Genomic DNA, 15,858 nt, shown 5'->3' with positions numbered 1-15,858 from the left:
AAGCCCCCATTTTATAGACGCTGAAAAAAGACCCTAGGCAATAAGCTGTTTCCGGTACTCTACCGGAGGCAGCTTATTTAGCTTTCGTTGTGGCCGATGTTGGTTATAAAATCGAATGTAATCTTCAATTTTCCTTTGTGCCTCATCGATATTTCGGATATCATAAGGATAGAGTCCTTCCGTTTTGAGATGCGAGAAGAAGCTCTCCACAGAGGCGTTGTCATAACAATTGCCTCGGCGAGACATGCTGATTCGGGCGCCAACCTTTGGCAGCATGTCGTGGTATGCATGAGACGTGTACTGGAACCCCTGATCGCTGTGAACGATCAGTCCGGTCACGTCTTTTTGTTGACTCCACGCCTGCTGAAAGGTCCGGAGAACCAGTTCATTGTCGTTCCTAGCGCTCATTTGATAAGCAATAATTTCGTTATTGAACAAATCTTTAATAGCTGAAAGATAGAGCCACTTTTCGCCTATGCGATATTGCGTAATGTCTGTCACCCATTTTTGGTTGGGAGCATCCGCTTTGAAATCCCGTTTCAATATATTTTTCGCCACACGATCTCCTTCGGAAGTAGCATAATTAAAACGATGTTTTCGGCGGATCCTCGAACGAATGCCTAAATCCTGCATAATTCTGAGTACCTTCTTATGATTCATCCAAACCCCGTGGTCTTGTAGCAAGAATAATTGAATTTGGCGATAACCGTAGACTCCGTTATACCGTTCATATACCTTTTGAATGAGCGCCTTTGCTTCCTGATCCCGATCTGTTCCTTTGCGCTTCAAGAAAGCGTAGTATCCACTTTTGGAGACCCTAAAGAGTTTACACAGGTCGCTAACGGCATACTCTTTTGCAGCGCTCTCAATGGTTCTATATTTGTGCGTTTCACCTCCTGCATCCAGATTTCCAAGCACTTTTTTAGCATTTCATTTTCCCGTCTGAGCTTTTGAACATACCTATCTTGATCGATATATTCTTTACGACGCCCCCGTTGATCTAGTAACCCAAATTCCCCTAGCTCTCGGTATTTCTTCATCCATTTCTTTACCCGCCCTTGGTCTTGAATCTCAAAATGCTCCGTAATTTTCCGGTAAGTCCATCTTTCCTCCACATGTAAACGAATGGCCTCTTTTTTAATCTCATCCGAGTAAGTTTTGAACTTCTGTCCTTTAATCGCCATAAAAATACACCCCCTAGAATTTCATCGGACAAACCAGGGGTTTTATCCAATGTCTATTCTAAGGGGTGCACTTCACTCGTGGAGAAGTGCTTTTTGTGCTGTTGCAACATTGTGTCTTGCTGTAAGAAGTGAACCGGAAGCTCTGCTCAAGAATTAGGGAATATCTCCCTGAAAATCGGAGATTTCTACTCAATAGACAAACAATTAGGGAATACCTCCCTATAATTAACCTGATTCGACGGTAAATATAGATATTTCCCCGATTTTTAGGGAGGAATTCCCTGATTTCACTCATTTAGAGTAATTATCAGCTATTTTCAGGGAGCTTTTCCCTAATTACTCTCAAAAAAAAGAAGCTGCCCCATAAGTAGATCACTACTTTTGAGACAGCCACTTATGCTCATCACGCAAAGGATGGTTTATTGTTGTCTACCTTCCCGCTAATAAGCTTCTTATATTCATCGTCTCCGCCATCTAAAGAAGGCGCAGTATAAATTTGAGCTGAAGCTGGTTGCTGAGCGGAATGGCTCGACCCTGTTTTGCTTGTGGTATTCTTATTATCTTCTGCACTCCTGCTTCCACCACTTGCAGAGCGGAGAACAGCACCCGATAAGTTGTTAATACCCTTTATTCGCTTCATGCTGAATCCTCCCCTACTAAATGATTGATGGTACGGAATAAATCCTGATTATTCGCAACTACCGCCTTAAGATCATCCGCAGATAATCCATCACTCCCTGAAAAGTGTACGGAAAGAACATACTTCTTACCTAGAGGATAGCATAGGATATATACCTCCGCAACTTCCGTGCGTTGAAAAAAAGTCCATTTGCTCGATAAAAATGCATCTACCACACTAGGCTGCTTCTCATTCCCTTTCGTAACAGTCAAGGAATAGGAGTGCCCACGTCCGACATTCCCTCCCACCTGAACAAGCTGTTCCTTCTCTTGAGCCTGCCAGATCGCAGCACCGATCACACGACAATGCTTCGGAGGTAAGAAAGAATTGCGAATCGCCTCACTGAGTGCGTGATACTTCTCTCCATCCTCAGAGATGGTCACATTACTATTATATTGCCAAAAAAAATGAAGGATACTTTCTTTGCGCCTTAATTCCATCTTTAGCTGCTCTAAATCTTTCACCGGGTCACGGAATTTTCCAAACCCCTGGACACTATCAATAATCTTACCACAGCTCACATCCACAGCAGCCGTAGGATTATCATGGTGCATCTCATACTCTAAAGCTGTAATTCCCGACAAATCGGACAACAGATGATATTCTTCAACATTCTGTCCAGGGATTAAATCGTCGCGGGCAGTCACCTGATCCGGCACTAAGCAAAAAACACGATTACGCCGTAATCTGGCCCAAAACAATCCCATTTCAAACCCCGTATTATCACGAGTCACATAATAAAATTTACCGCGTATTTTGGCGACATCATCTGGCGAGAACACAAATACGGCAAAATCGCTCTCATCCAAATTTCTCTCCAGTGCCTCCATCGTGTATTCATTCGCTCGAAAGGCATTGGCATACCAAGGATGTACTTCAGCATCCCTCTTCAGCTGCTCATGAATCGCTCTTGCATAACGTATGGATTCTCTGGAAGATCCAATGAATAGCTTTGGTTTAGTCACGGCAGTGCTCCTTCATCCTTCCCGATATGTAATAATTATACAAGTCTTTAGACCACCGGAAAAGAGGCCAAGTTCTCATAAATCATCTCAGAAAATATTATTCTAAATCTCGTAAATTGGGTAAAGAATTATGACTACTCTGAAAAAGCGAGGATACTATGAAAAAAATGATAGGTGTCACACTGCTCACAGCTTGCCTTGTAGCTATAGCAGCACCCCAGCCTGCTGAAGCCAAAACAGCAACGGGAAGTTATACCGCTCAGGTATACGCGAACTCTTTAAATGTACGCAATGAGCCGGCAAAGAATGCAACTGTTGTAGGATCTATTAAGAACGGAGCAAAAGTAACTGTGACCGATGAACAACACGGGTGGTTGAAGGTTACGACGGGGAACACCTCTGGCTGGGTAGCCGGCTATTACCTAAAAAAGGTGAACAATAGCTCCAAGCAATCTGGCGCTTCTGGATCATCGGTAGCTTCCAAACCCAGCACCACTTCTTCCACCTCAACCAGCGCCTTGAGTAGCACCACAAAGGTTACAGTTACGGCAGATTCACTACGCGTACGAAGCGGTCCAGGCACCCAATATAAGGTGCTCGGTTCTTTAAAAGCTAAGGATACAGCTACCCTCCTCCTTCATCAGAACGATTGGGCACGAATTCGAACAGCTAGCGGTGACATCGGTTGGGTCGCAGCGCAATATATCCGATCTGGAACCACGCCAAGAAGCACAAGCACTACAAGCAGCATTTCGCACACAGGAAATTTACGAGGAAAATTAATCGTCGTAGATCCCGGTCATGGCGGCAGTGATCCGGGAATGCTCGGCACTACATATAACACCATGGAGAAGGATTTGAATCTGCAAACTGCAATTTATCTCCACGATGCCCTTGTAGCTAAAGGTGCACGGGTAGAAATGACACGTACCCGGGAGGATCAGAAGCCTACACTCGCTCGGCGTGTTCAGATGAGTGAGGCTCTGCGTGCAGATGCATTTGTAAGCATTCATTATAATTCTTCTCCGAAAAAAGTGTCCGGGACACTAACCTTCTTTTACTCCGAGTCCGATGATCTAAAGCTGGCACGGGCGATTGAAACCCGGCTGGGACAAGGCATCGGTCTAAAGAGCAATGGGTTGTCCTTTGGTGATTATCACATCCTAAGGGAGAATCGAATTCCAGCTACCTTAGTTGAACTCGGATTTCTTACCAACCCTACAGATGAGTCAATTGTCCGTAAATCCTCCTATCAGAAAAAAGCAGCCAAGGCTATCGCCGAAGGATTGGCAGACTACTTCAGAAACTAGACAGACCTATAAATAATCAGCAAAGAAGCAGGCTAGGAAATTCCCTAGCCTGCTTTAGTTTATATTTCATATTTAGCCTTCTATTAATCCCTTTTTGATCAGGAAATTACGAGCTACATCCTCTTCCTTGAGCGCATCCACATCAACTTCTGCGTTCAATTGCTGCATTTCTTCGTCACTGATTTGTCCGTTCAATTGATTTAAGACACCTTTCAATTCAGGGTATTTATCTAACGTTTCCTGACGAATAATCGGTCCTGCATCATAAGGTGGGAAGAATTCCTTATCATCCTGCAGAATCACCAGATCATGTACTTTAATTTGCGCATCCGTCGCATATGCATTGGTTACATCTGTTTCCCCATCGTCGATCGAACGGTACATGATACCATGGTCCATTCCTTTGCTCTGCTTGAAATCCATACCGTAAAGTTTCTGGATACCTGGGTACCCGTCCTCACGATCCAAGAACTCGAACTCTACGCCAAGAACCATTTCTCCAGATACTTTCGCCAAATCGCTGAAAGTCTTTAGATTGTACTTCTCAGCCGTTTTGCGACTAACAGCTAAAGTATAGGTATTATTTATGCCGAATGGATCCAGAAAGGCCAGTCCATCTTTTTCAAGCAGTTCTCTGGTTTTGGCCAACGATTCCTCGGAGTTTCCTGTCTTCTCCTGATAGTAATTAGCTACAATGGTACCGGTGTAATCCGGATATAGCTGGATGTTATTATTCTCAAGTGCACTCCAAGCTACATTAGAGCCTCCCAAGTTCATCTGGCGCTTCACTTTAATATCTGTTTTATCTTCTATCAAATCTGCCATCATATGAGCGAGTAAAACATTCTCCGTGAAGTTTTTAGAGCCAATTGTGATTTCTCCACTGTTACCCGCAGCAGCGTTATTATTCCCGCCACCACACCCGGCAAGTAGCGCCCCCATTAATACTGTAGTTAAAACGCCTGTCATCAATTTTGGAATTTTCATATATAATCTCCCCTTTTATATTCTTTCGAGACCAGAGTTTTAGTTATACTTTCAATCCCTTTGGAGTCGTTAACCGTTCAAGCAAACCAAGCAGATAATCCAGCACGAGTGCAAGAATCGCAGCCGGAATAGCGCCAAGTAAGGTTAGTGCTTCGATGTTCCGTTGAATACCTAGGAAAATAAATTCACCCAATCCGCCAGCACCGATAAAGGCTGCCAGTGTTGCTGTCCCGACATTAATAACTGCAGCAGTACGGATCCCCGCCATAATTACACTTAAAGCTAAAGGGAGTTGAACCCTGAATAGAATTTGCCAGCTCTTCATACCCATTCCCCGGGCCGCTTCCACTATAGACGGATCCACATCAGTAATTCCCGTGTAGGTGTTGCGGATAATTGGCAGCAGTGAATACAGAAACAAAGCTACAACTGCCGTCTTCATCCCTATGCCAAATAAAGGAATCATAAATCCGAGCATCGCCAGACTAGGTATTGTCTGAAAAATCCCAGCCGCACCAAGAGTAATCCCTTTCAGAGGTTTAACCCGTGTAATCATGATTCCAAGCGCAATGCCAACAATAATTGCAAATAACATGGACAAGAGCACAAGTTGCATATGCACTCCCATAGAATGAATCAAATCTTCCCTACGTATATCTAATTGATATATAAGTTGTTGCCATAACGATTGATCTCTCATACAGACACTTCCTCCTCTTTCGTGCCGCCCCATTGTGCTGCAAACGCCGTCAGAAGACTACCTCTTGTAACAATCCCGGCAATGTTCCCCTCAGCGGTTACAATCGGAATAATGCCGTAAGGAGCTTCCGTAATCAATGATAATGCGTCTCTTGCTGTTGCTGTATCCTGCAGCACCACCCCAGGTGGTGTCATAATTTCTTCGATAGTAAGGCTTTGTTCCATTTTAGCGGTAACATCATAAGCGGAGACTATGCCAAGCAGCTTACCTTTCTCGTTTCCAACCAGTAGTGTATCCATTTTGCGTTGACGCATAAAGGTAAGAGCTTTACCCAGCGTGCGGCTTGGAAGAGATGTGGATGGATTGTCACGCATGACTTCTGTTACGGGGATATACTCAGGGTTTTGGTAAATACGGTTTTTGCCGATAAATGACTCTACGAAATCATTAGCAGGCCGGCTGAGCAGCTCATACGGTGTATCTAGTTGAACGATTTCACCATCTTTAAGAATAGCGATTTTATCTCCAAGCTTCAGTGCTTCATCCATATCATGTGTTACAAATACTATTGTCTTCTTCACTTCTTGTTGCATGCGCAGTAATTCATCCTGCAGCTGCTCACGGGTAATAGGGTCCAAAGCACCAAACGGTTCATCCATCAATATGATCTCGGGATCAGCTGCCAATGCACGAGCTACACCTACACGCTGCTGCTGCCCACCTGATAATTGTTTCGGATAACGTTTGGCAAATATGGCAGGATCAAGTCCGACTAGGCGGAGCATTTCGAGCACCCGTTCTTTTTTCTTCTTCACATCCCAGCCCTTTAGGTCGGGAATCAAGCCTACATTATCTTCTATGGTGTAGTGCGGGAACAAACCAGCTTGTTGAATAACATAACCGATGTTCTTGCGGAGGTTTACGGGGTTATCCTTGGTGATATCTTTACCGTGGATATAAATATGGCCTAATGTATGCGGGACAAGACGATTTATCATTTTCATTGTTGTTGTCTTTCCGCAACCACTGGGACCGATCAGTACTAGTATTTCTCCAGCTTCGATTTCAAAACTAATGTTCTTAACTGCTTCATAACCATTAGCATACTTCTTACCTACTCCTTCAAATTTCAGCATGAGGTTCCTCCTTCTAATATCTATCGTCAGATCATCTCTCCGGGCGACTCTGTAAGTTAAACTATAACAAACAATCCCCGAACTGACAACCTACATATGTTCAATAAGTTGTTTGTTAATAATTGTAATATGTTAATTATAAAAAAAGGCTATCCAGTGATAACCCCCGCTGGATAGCCTTTTTCAAGCTATTATTATAAATGATTTTCTCAATTTTTATTGATAAATTGTTCCGTTCTTTGGTACATTTTCTCATCACCAACGGCTACAAGTACATCATTTTCTCTGAGTATGACATGTGGACCTGGAGAGATGGTTATATCAGCACCTCGGCGAAGCGCTATAATCGTAGCCCCTGTATTCTGCCAAAATTGTAATGCTCCAATGGTTTTGCCAACCACATGTGATTCTTCATGGATTGTAATTTCTTCCGGGTGGTACGGCTTTAAATTCTTCATCCGGTCTGATGCCTCGATAATTCCAGTTAGTAGCTTCTCAAATTTACCGTCGAGCTTCTTCTTTTCAAGCAACAATTGCTGTAGATCCTGTTTCAATGAATAAGCTGATTTCAGATAGTTATTCCTGGTGATATACTCATACGCCTTTTGATCAGAGATGACAATAATCTCTTTCCCCTGCGAAACAAACACTATATTCTCATCCTTCAATAATCCCATAGCCTTACGAATCGTCTCGGGAGAAACATGATATTGCCCTGCCAATAGAGAACGCCCGGATAGCTTACTCTGTACGGGAAATTCCCCGCTTACAATTCTTTGTGCAATATCAAGGGCTATAGACTTATAACCGGATATTTCTTGCATGGACATTGTCGATCTCCTTACTCTGGCGTGAATTATAAACATGCTCAAGTATACCTTTTTTCACTCACCAAATAAAGATGTCCTGCCTTATCCAAATATTTGATATACCAAAAATAAATTTAACGATACAACCAGACCAGAGATAAGCCAGCCGAGAGCAGCTGTCATCTTACGATTCACTAACCCGCCCATAATCTGACGATTGCTTGTAAACATAACCAGTGGTACCAGAGCAAAGGCAATCCCAAAGGACAAGATCACCTGGCTGATAACGAGCGCCTTCGTTGGATTTACACCAAAACCAATGATAGCCAAAGGTGGAATAATCGTAATCGCACGGCGTAAGTACAGGTTAATTCTTTTGTTGATGAAGCCTTGCATTACCACATCGCCAGCCATAGTTCCTACAGAAGAGCTCGATAGTCCTGCGATGAGTAGTCCTAAGCCAAAGGAGATCGCCGTTACGGGTCCAGCTAAGTGACTAAATTGCTGAAACGCAACATCCAAATCCTCAACCACGATACCATTTTTAAAAAATAATGCGGCTGAGACAATAACCATCGCCAGATTCACTGCCCCTGCAATAATCATCGCAATAATAATATCTATGAATTCCAGTTTAAAGATTTGTTTCTTCTCCGCTTCATTTACTCCGACAATACGGTTCTGTGTAAGTGATGAATGTAGATAAATGGCATGTGGCATCACGGTTGCGCCTAGAATTCCTGCGGCCAAAAGAATGCTATCCACCCCTTCAAACTTAGGTGTAAACATGCCTACAGCAACAGCACCCATATCCGGTTTAGCTACAATTACTTGAAAAGCAAAGGCTAATACAACTATAAGAATCATTGCAGCAATTCCGGCCTCAAGGGAACGGTAACCCCGGCGCTGAAGCTCTAGGATAGCAAATGAACCGACCGCAGTAATGAGTGCTGCCGGCAGCATGGGAATATCAAATAATAGATAAAGCCCCAATGCTGCCCCGATAAACTCCGCCAGATCCGTAGCTATAATCACCAGTTCACTTTGAATCCATAAGAAGATCGATACACTCTTCGGAAAACGATCATGAGCGATCTCCGGCAGATTCTTTCCTGTAGCAATACCAAGCTTGGCAGATAACGCCTGAATAAGAACGGCCATTAAATTCGAGGCTACAATCACCCATAATAAAAGATAGCCGTATTTTGAACCTGCCGTAATGTTGGTGGCAAAATTACCTGGATCCAGATAAGCAACCGCAGCGATAAACGCTGGACCTAAGAAAGGAAGTAATCTTTTAATTCCTTTGGTCTCCCCATTAAGTACGGCTTGCGCCGAAATGGAGTTTTTATGTTGTCTCATATGCGGTTGTTCTATATGTGGTTTTTCTATTAAAGTTTGTTCCAACATGTCCATTCCTCCTCTTGCCCAAAAAAAGTTGTCTATATACACGAAAGTTTCCTCTGTGCAACTTATATTTAAAGTATATGCTCATTTCTGAAAAATGTAAATATGTTTCATTAGAAATTTTCATATGCTTGTCCACCTACGACCAAGAACAAAAAAACCGGACGACATCAGGAATTACCCGATCTTCGCCCGGCTTAAGCCAATTACTCTAATCATAAATATCATCATTAAAGGTTACGAATTCTTTTTCCATGTATCCTTCAGCGGCACAATTCGGTTCAGTACTAGCTTATCTGCTGTGGTATATTTCTTATCCACACAGAAGAATCCATGCCGGATGAATTGAAATTTATCTTCTGGAAGTGCACTCGCCATGGAAGGCTCCAACAAACAATCCTTCAGAATGGTTAGGGAATCTGGATTAAGATACGCGTCCCAGCGCTCATCCTCTTCTTTAGGACCGTCGTTATCTTTTAGCAACCGCTCATATAGATGAACTTCCGCCTTGATCGCGTGCTCTGCCGATACCCAGTGGATGGTCGCTTTAACCTTCCGTTCATTAAATCCACTTCCACTCTTCGTTCTCGGATCATAGGTGCAGCGAAGCTCTATAACTTCTCCAGTTGCTTCGTCCTTGAGCACCTCATTGCACTTAATGAAGTAGGCGCCCTTTAACCTAACCTCATTCCCTATAGTCAGCCTGTGATAACCTTTGGGTGGCTCCTCCATGAAATCCTCTTGTTCAATATAAAGCGTCCGTGAAAAAGGAACTTCCCTTTCCCCTAGCGTCTTATCCTCACTGTTATTCTCAATCTCCAGCCATTCGCTTTGATTCTCAGGGTAGTTAGTAATAACCACCTTAAGAGGCTTTAGAACAGCCATCACGCTAGTTGCCTTCGCCTTCAAATCTTGTCTAAGCGAATGTTCTAACATGGCAATATCTACAATGGTGCTATTTCTAACAAAACCAATTTCCTTCACAAAATTCCGAATACTCTCCGGCGTAAAACCTCTTCTCCGCAGTCCGCGAAGCGTTGGAAGTCTTGGATCATCCCAGCCATCCACATAATGTCCTGTAACCAGTTGTCTAATATACCGTTTGCTAGTAACGACGCCGGTGATATTTACGCGTCCGAACTCCCTTTGCTTTGGAGCCTCAGGGGTATCCAGTTCATTCAGTACCCACTCATACAGTGGTCGATGATCCTTAAACTCAATGGAACATAGGGAATGCGTAATCCCTTCGATCGCATCTTGTATAGGATGGGCAAAATCATACATCGGATAGATACACCAATCGTTGCCGGTTCTATAATGCTCCGCATGAATGATTCTGTAAATCACTGGATCACGCAAGTTGATATTAGGTGAGCTCATATCTATTTTGGCCCGTAATACTCTGGCTCCCGTCGGATAGGCTCCATTCCTCATCTCCGTGAATAACTTCAAATTCTCTTCCACAGAACGCTCCCGATAAGGGCTGTTCTTTCCCGGCTCCGTAAGCGTTCCTCTATAAGCTGACACCTCTTCAGGTGATAAATCGCAGACGTAGGCTTTTCCTTTTTGAATTAACTTTACCGCGCTATTATATATTTTTTCCGAATAGTCTGATCCGTAGAAAGTATGGTCCGGCGGGTAGCCCATCCATAACATATCTTCGCAAATAGCATTTACATACTCCAGATCCTCTTTTAAAGGATTGGTGTCATCGAACCGCAAATGGAACTTCCCGCCATACTTTTTCGCAGTCGTATAGTTCGTGTGAATAGCATACGCACTGCCAATATGCAGATACCCATTAGGCTCCGGTGGGAATCTCGTGCAAATATCTCTACTGTAAGTCCCAGCTTCCAGCTCTTCTTGAATCAATCTGTCGATGTAACTCTCTGCTAATACTTCCGGTTCCTTGTTCATTGGTATTACCTCCTGTTTATAAGTGATATCCGCCTCTGTAAAATAAAAAGAACCTCACCTCCAAGACTTATGGTCTTGGGGACGAAATTCTCGCGGTACCACCCCAGGTTCATTAATATGTCGCCATATTAATCTCATCAAGTACGGCAATGCAGCTTACGCAGCGCTTATACTCTAGCTCTATAACAGGAGCTCCCGTCATACCATCCCCGTCGATCGGTTCCGATATGCCGCTCAGAGGCTTGTTTCGATAAAATCTCCCTTACCCTGTTCTCATCATTCAGGGCTCTCTGTGAAGGAATGATTTTATTTACTCTTCTCGTCATCGCGTTTAATTATTTTGTATAGGATACCAAATAGATGGTCCTGTGTAAATGGTGCTGTACTTCTGTCTTCTTACGATTTAATCCTCGCTCAGTGCCGTTATTAGTTCCAACACTACTTCATTATCCGGCTCTACAGCAAAAGCTCTACGCGCGTAATCCAGTGCAGCCCCTTCAGCTCCAAGCTCATAATTACAAATCGCCATACTATAAAGCACCGAGGCTAATGGTTCTTCCGAATTGACATGCATAGACCGCTCTAAGTAGGCTAACGCCTCCTCGAACTTATCCATTTCATACAGCAGTAACCCGGCATCCAGTGATAGGTCATAGCTCTGTTCCATCGGATAGTAACCTGTCCACATTAATCGTATCCCCTGCTGAAGATCCAGCATTTCTTCATCACTTGCAGTGGGTAATAGCTCAGAAATCCGTTCAGCACTGTGGATAAACCATTCCGCATCGTACCCGCCTAATCGCCAAAAGACCAAAATTTGCTGTATCTCCATAGCGTCTAATTGATGGTCGCCCCATTCCTTCATACTGAAGAAATCATCCGGACCAAAACGCTCTACAAACCGTTTGTAGCCCAGCCGAGTGTTCGTATAGCTCATCGGCGCGTCCAGCATAAGAATACATCCGATGTTCAAGTTTTTATAGTGATGTGTGGTAAATAAGGATTGAGCCCCTTTTTTCTCCAACACATGCTGAATCGCATGATAGTTCGCCGTTAAGGAGAAACTTCCGTGATGAATAAGCTCAGGTGGCTCGGCAAATTCCCAATTCTCGATACGGTGATCTCCCTTATCTGCTGTTAGTAGTACGAAACCTTCTTTAGACAACCTAGCAAGCCGCTCCAGACATGTAAGCCCCACCACCGGAAACAGGATATGGGAATCCTCCAGCTTTTGCTGATAAAGCGCTATAACGTCATGATAGGGATAGGTCTCCGCTTCGTAATTAGCCGCACGGCGATAATGATACTGAGGAATGATTTTGCCGAGTACATCTGAGGGGTTGTCCGAATCTGCATCCGTTGAATACTGAATCGACACCTCACATTCAAATATTTTACCTTCATCCACATAAATTAATTCCTGCGGGATACTGTCAAAAAAATAATTCGCTACAAGTAGCAGCGGCTGCTGTAAATCACCAGGTTTGATGCTGAGCTTAGCGTGCACTAGATACAGTTCAGTATCCTGTACTGCATCAAAACGTGCGAAATCCAGTATACCCTGCTCTACGAATGGAAGTAGGCTTGGGTGCTGCTGCCAGCTGGTTATATTTTTAGCGGGTAAATCACTCATCACATAACGAAAAGGAGGAAGCGGAGTTCCCGCATAATCTATGATTTCGCATAGTTTCTTAAGGATATGGTACGCTAATCGACCCGCTCCTGCTCCCAATTCCAGTATGGTGACTGTTTCAGAGAGATGACCTTGTCCAGCCCGATCTTGCAGGAATCCGAAGATCATTTCTGCGTATGCAGTCGCAATCATAGGATTACTCGTAATATACTGCGGAACCTGATCATTATTCCAAGCCTTTAATCCCTGTTCTTCATAATAAGCCCGCTGCAATTCCCAAATGGGTGCTTCACTGAAGCGATAGTGCTGCCCTTCGTTTCCTGTCATCTATTTCTTAACCTGCTCTCTGTATATCTTGTTAGAACACCTATGATACTTATTCCGCTCTCAATGTACGAGATCTGAAAATGACGTATTCAGCTTCTGTAGGAATGGAAACGGAAAATGACAACAATGCCGCCTTGGAGGTTAACACATCAGGTCCTTTTAAGGTTTGGTAGTAAGAATTCCCCTTGCGGTCCACACTCACCAGCTCTAGTTCCGCATTCCCTTTAGGGATGACGAAGCCGGAGGTATTTTGCACGCCTAAGGTTAGTCTGAATTCTTTTCCGGATTGAGCTTGTGTTAGCTTAAAAGGATATAACGGATACGGATGTGCTGTCGTCTCCACTGGGTAAGGCGTGAGCGCACGATCTGCCTCAGGCTTCGCCCATTCCTCCCCTTTTCTGGCGCCAATGCCAAGGGTTAATTTATTCACGTTATTGAACTGAGTTTCCCAGCGAAATGTCTTTAACCCCTCTAGAATAGGGGATGCTGGAACAAACAGGATTCCATCCTTGATCTCTGGGGCGATGCCTAATGAATCTTCTGTCTCTCCATTAAATTCTGCCTCTAGCTGCCCTGCTTTAATCTTCCCTACAGAGCGATCCAGTAGTGAAACTGTAACGCTGTTCGTTAATGCGTCATAGAGCAAATCTGCACCTATCGCACTCGAAAAAGCCCGAATCGGCACCATTAATTTACCTGATTTAAAATAAGGAGCGAGTTTACCTGGAAAAAGGACGTAATACCCCCCGTATGACAGTGGCATTACCTGAGTCCCTAACTGGACAGCTGCCGACACCGATGTAGGTGTAACCGCAGAACCCGCGGCGAACATAATCACTAATAGACCTATGACATAAGCTCTTATTTTCCCTAATCGTTGTAAGGACTCCTTAATATGATTCATCTCAAACCCCTCTCCCTCTCTACTCCGTCTGGAACCTTAACCTCTATAGGTTAATAATCTATGATCCCCTTGCGCATGTCAACTTGTTCCACTTTTGCTATTCATCATAAAAGACAGCATTCCGCATATATTTTCATTGAGTTATTTAGAATCATGAAAGGAGTGCGATGGATGACTGCAGATGGACAGGATTCGTCAAGAACGACAAATATCCCTCAGCCCATTCGAAGCGATGGCGCAGGGGGATTAGATAAAGGACCACGTGATATTATGCGGGATTTGGAGAATCCGGATATGTTTGTTCCTCCTGTGACCGATGCCGGTCTCGTCCCCAATTTAAAATTCTCTTTCTCCGATGCACACATGCAGCTTAATCATGGTGGCTGGTCGAGAGAGGTGACGGTCAGAGACCTCCCCATCGCCACTACACTAGCTGGCGTCAACATGAGCCTAACCCCCGGTGGAGTACGTGAACTCCATTGGCATCAGCAAGCGGAATGGTCTTATATGCTGCTAGGTCGAGCTCGAATTACTGCCGTAGATCAAAATGGTCGAAACTTCATAGCAGATGTGGGGCCAGGTGATCTATGGTATTTTCCGCCAGGTATTCCCCACTCTATACAAGGTCTTGAAGAAGGCTGTGAGTTTCTGCTTGTATTCGACGATGGAAGTTTCTCTGATCTAAACACCTTGTCCATTTCCGATTGGTTTGCTCATACTCCGAAAGAAGTGCTTTCGGCTAACTTTGGGGTGCCTGCCGCTGCATTTGACTCCATTCCCACCGAACAGGTCTATATTTATCAGGATCAGGTTCCGGGTTCATTGCAAAGTCAAAGGGTAGAATCTCCATACGGAGAGATCCCACAAACCTTTAAACATTCCTTATTGGCTCAACCTCCGCTGAAGACTCCCGGCGGAAGCGTCAGAATAGTCGATTCCAGTAACTTTCCCATCTCCAAAACCGTAGCTGCCGCATTGGTAGAAATTGAACCCGGAGGGATGAGAGAGCTGCACTGGCATCCAAATAACGATGAATGGCAGTATTATCTTACCGGAAAAGGACGCATGACCGTATTCGCTGGAAATGGTGTAGCACGTACCTTCAACTACAGAGCAGGCGATGTAGGATATGTTCCTTTTGCGTTTGGACATTATATTCAGAATACAGGCGACGACTCCTTATGGTTCCTTGAAATGTTCAAAAGCGATCGTTTTGCCGACGTTTCTCTGAATCAATGGATGGCTCTCACTCCCCATGAATTGGTTCAAAGTAACCTGAACGTTGGACCAGAGGTTATGAATGCCTTACGAAAAGTGAAGTGGCCCGTTGTGAAATATCCTAAGACAAGCAAAAACGCCTCCAACGTCCCTAAAGGACGGTAAGCGTTTTTGCCAGAAATATAAGGATAAGGTATTGTGTGAAACTTATACTTTCTTATATTTTTAAAAGAATAGGATGCTTCACCTGGTAACTATTCGCCGGTCTCCGCAAATCGTTTGATTCTTACCTCAATCTGGTCACGCACACGCTGGAACACTGCCCACTTCTCTTCATCGGTCCCTTGCGCTTTTGCCGGATCATCGAAGCCCCAGTGTTCTCGTTTGACCTTCGGAGGTGTCATTGGACATTTATCCGCAGCGTCCCCACATAACGTAATGACTAAGTCAGCATTATTCAACAGATTAGAATCAATCATATCCGAGGTCTGTCCGGTGATATCTATGCCTACTTCGCTCATGGCTTGTACAGCTTTTGGATTTAGACCATGGGCTTCAATTCCAGCGCTGTACACGTCCCATTCTCCCCCTAAATATTGCTTTGCCCAGCCCTCAGCCATCTGACTCCGGCAAGAGTTTCCTGTACATAAAAAATAAATCGTTTTCTTGTTCATCCTGATCT

Annotated in this window: 15 protein-coding genes and 1 other annotated feature; of the genes, 2 read left to right on the top strand and 13 right to left on the bottom strand. The window is 44.1% G+C overall.

Annotation, left to right across the window (positions count from 1 at the left end):
- Positions 1-33: 33 nt before the first annotated feature.
- The 4 genes from MKX60_RS07625 to MKX60_RS07610 all read right to left on the bottom strand — a co-directional run bounded on the left by MKX60_RS07625 (position 34) and on the right by MKX60_RS07610 (position 2,828).
- Positions 34-834 carry an IS3 family transposase gene (locus MKX60_RS07625; RefSeq protein WP_341060278.1) on the bottom strand — a complete coding sequence of 267 codons (801 nt, stop codon included), beginning with the start codon at positions 832-834 and terminating at the stop codon, positions 34-36.
- Positions 786-1,184 carry a helix-turn-helix domain-containing protein gene (locus MKX60_RS07620; protein ID WP_341059463.1) on the bottom strand — a complete coding sequence of 133 codons (399 nt, stop codon included), beginning with the start codon at positions 1,182-1,184 and terminating at the stop codon, positions 786-788. The genes MKX60_RS07625 and MKX60_RS07620 overlap by 49 nt, the downstream gene beginning before the upstream one ends.
- 403 nt (positions 1,185-1,587) lie before the next feature.
- On the bottom strand, positions 1,588-1,824 hold the full coding sequence (locus tag MKX60_RS07615) for a hypothetical protein (RefSeq protein WP_076285512.1): 237 nt from the start codon (positions 1,822-1,824) through the stop codon (positions 1,588-1,590).
- On the bottom strand, positions 1,821-2,828 hold the full coding sequence (locus tag MKX60_RS07610) for a TIR domain-containing protein (RefSeq protein ID WP_042191948.1): 1,008 nt from the start codon (positions 2,826-2,828) through the stop codon (positions 1,821-1,823). Before MKX60_RS07610 ends, MKX60_RS07615 begins: the two co-directional genes overlap by 4 nt.
- A gap of 158 nt (positions 2,829-2,986) precedes the next feature.
- Here MKX60_RS07610 and MKX60_RS07605 point away from each other — a divergent pair, with 158 nt between their 5' ends.
- Complete coding sequence (locus MKX60_RS07605) at positions 2,987-4,138, top strand: N-acetylmuramoyl-L-alanine amidase (protein WP_341059462.1); 1,152 nt, start codon at positions 2,987-2,989, stop codon at positions 4,136-4,138.
- A gap of 72 nt (positions 4,139-4,210) precedes the next feature.
- Here the strand turns inward: MKX60_RS07605 and MKX60_RS07600 are convergent, their stop codons facing one another.
- The 8 genes from MKX60_RS07600 to MKX60_RS07565 form a co-directional block, all read right to left on the bottom strand.
- Entirely contained in the window at positions 4,211-5,125 is a 915-nt protein-coding gene (locus MKX60_RS07600) for a glycine betaine ABC transporter substrate-binding protein (RefSeq protein WP_341059461.1), read from the bottom strand.
- Between the two features lie 43 nt (positions 5,126-5,168).
- Positions 5,169-5,825 (bottom strand): ABC transporter permease, encoded by a 657-nt coding sequence (locus MKX60_RS07595; protein ID WP_076285515.1) that lies wholly within the window; start codon positions 5,823-5,825, stop codon positions 5,169-5,171.
- Positions 5,822-6,961 carry an ABC transporter ATP-binding protein gene (locus MKX60_RS07590; RefSeq protein ID WP_341059460.1) on the bottom strand — a complete coding sequence of 380 codons (1,140 nt, stop codon included), beginning with the start codon at positions 6,959-6,961 and terminating at the stop codon, positions 5,822-5,824. The genes MKX60_RS07595 and MKX60_RS07590 overlap by 4 nt, the downstream gene beginning before the upstream one ends.
- A gap of 209 nt (positions 6,962-7,170) precedes the next feature.
- Positions 7,171-7,791 carry a TrkA C-terminal domain-containing protein gene (locus MKX60_RS07585; protein ID WP_256716426.1) on the bottom strand — a complete coding sequence of 207 codons (621 nt, stop codon included), beginning with the start codon at positions 7,789-7,791 and terminating at the stop codon, positions 7,171-7,173.
- An 81-nt stretch (positions 7,792-7,872) separates the two neighbouring features.
- Positions 7,873-9,132 (bottom strand): Nramp family divalent metal transporter, encoded by a 1,260-nt coding sequence (locus MKX60_RS07580; RefSeq protein ID WP_042194556.1) that lies wholly within the window; start codon positions 9,130-9,132, stop codon positions 7,873-7,875.
- 282 nt (positions 9,133-9,414) lie between these two features.
- The gene (locus MKX60_RS07575) at positions 9,415-11,094 is read right to left on the bottom strand and encodes a glutamine--tRNA ligase/YqeY domain fusion protein (RefSeq protein ID WP_341059459.1); all 1,680 of its coding nucleotides are present in this window, start codon (positions 11,092-11,094) and stop codon (positions 9,415-9,417) included.
- Between the two features lie 74 nt (positions 11,095-11,168).
- Positions 11,169-11,429, bottom strand: a binding site (T-box leader).
- 68 nt (positions 11,430-11,497) lie between these two features.
- Complete coding sequence (locus MKX60_RS07570; protein ID WP_341059458.1) at positions 11,498-13,054, bottom strand: SAM-dependent methyltransferase; 1,557 nt, start codon at positions 13,052-13,054, stop codon at positions 11,498-11,500.
- A 49-nt stretch (positions 13,055-13,103) separates the two neighbouring features.
- Positions 13,104-13,958: a copper amine oxidase N-terminal domain-containing protein gene (locus MKX60_RS07565; RefSeq protein WP_076285520.1), complete on the bottom strand. Its 855-nt coding sequence runs from the start codon at positions 13,956-13,958 to the stop codon at positions 13,104-13,106.
- Positions 13,959-14,129: 171 nt separating this feature from the next.
- Here MKX60_RS07565 and MKX60_RS07560 point away from each other — a divergent pair, with 171 nt between their 5' ends.
- Positions 14,130-15,341: an oxalate decarboxylase family bicupin gene (locus MKX60_RS07560; protein ID WP_076285521.1), complete on the top strand. Its 1,212-nt coding sequence runs from the start codon at positions 14,130-14,132 to the stop codon at positions 15,339-15,341.
- A gap of 89 nt (positions 15,342-15,430) precedes the next feature.
- On the opposite strand, the gene arsC is transcribed toward MKX60_RS07560, so the two are convergent.
- Positions 15,431-15,850 (bottom strand): arsenate reductase (thioredoxin), encoded by a 420-nt coding sequence (gene arsC / locus MKX60_RS07555; RefSeq protein WP_076285522.1) that lies wholly within the window; start codon positions 15,848-15,850, stop codon positions 15,431-15,433.
- Positions 15,851-15,858: the final 8 nt, after the last annotated feature.

The sequence above is a fragment of the Paenibacillus sp. FSL R5-0914 genome, assembly GCF_038004525.1.
In the GTDB taxonomy this organism is placed as follows: domain Bacteria; phylum Bacillota; class Bacilli; order Paenibacillales; family Paenibacillaceae; genus Paenibacillus_AQ.
Note: the sequence above shows the minus strand (reverse complement) of the source record. Positions and strands in the feature narration are given on the sequence as shown.

What these genes read in the sequence shown, in the direction of transcription:
- MKX60_RS07560 (WP_076285521.1), top strand. Translation starts at nt 14,130, where the DNA reads ATGACTGCAGATGGACAGGATTCGTCAAGAACGACAAATATCCCTCAG.
- MKX60_RS07570 (WP_341059458.1), bottom strand. Translation starts at nt 13,054, where the DNA reads ATGACAGGAAACGAAGGGCAGCACTATCGCTTCAGTGAAGCACCCATT.
- MKX60_RS07595 (WP_076285515.1), bottom strand. Translation starts at nt 5,825, where the DNA reads ATGAGAGATCAATCGTTATGGCAACAACTTATATATCAATTAGATATA.
- MKX60_RS07615 (WP_076285512.1), bottom strand. Translation starts at nt 1,824, where the DNA reads ATGAAGCGAATAAAGGGTATTAACAACTTATCGGGTGCTGTTCTCCGC.
- arsC (WP_076285522.1), bottom strand. Translation starts at nt 15,850, where the DNA reads ATGAACAAGAAAACGATTTATTTTTTATGTACAGGAAACTCTTGCCGG.
- MKX60_RS07600 (WP_341059461.1), bottom strand. Translation starts at nt 5,125, where the DNA reads ATGAAAATTCCAAAATTGATGACAGGCGTTTTAACTACAGTATTAATG.
- MKX60_RS07590 (WP_341059460.1), bottom strand. Translation starts at nt 6,961, where the DNA reads ATGCTGAAATTTGAAGGAGTAGGTAAGAAGTATGCTAATGGTTATGAA.
- MKX60_RS07575 (WP_341059459.1), bottom strand. Translation starts at nt 11,094, where the DNA reads ATGAACAAGGAACCGGAAGTATTAGCAGAGAGTTACATCGACAGATTG.
- MKX60_RS07605 (WP_341059462.1), top strand. Translation starts at nt 2,987, where the DNA reads ATGAAAAAAATGATAGGTGTCACACTGCTCACAGCTTGCCTTGTAGCT.
- MKX60_RS07565 (WP_076285520.1), bottom strand. Translation starts at nt 13,958, where the DNA reads ATGAATCATATTAAGGAGTCCTTACAACGATTAGGGAAAATAAGAGCT.
- MKX60_RS07620 (WP_341059463.1), bottom strand. Translation starts at nt 1,184, where the DNA reads ATGGCGATTAAAGGACAGAAGTTCAAAACTTACTCGGATGAGATTAAA.
- MKX60_RS07580 (WP_042194556.1), bottom strand. Translation starts at nt 9,132, where the DNA reads ATGAGACAACATAAAAACTCCATTTCGGCGCAAGCCGTACTTAATGGG.
- MKX60_RS07585 (WP_256716426.1), bottom strand. Translation starts at nt 7,791, where the DNA reads ATGTCCATGCAAGAAATATCCGGTTATAAGTCTATAGCCCTTGATATT.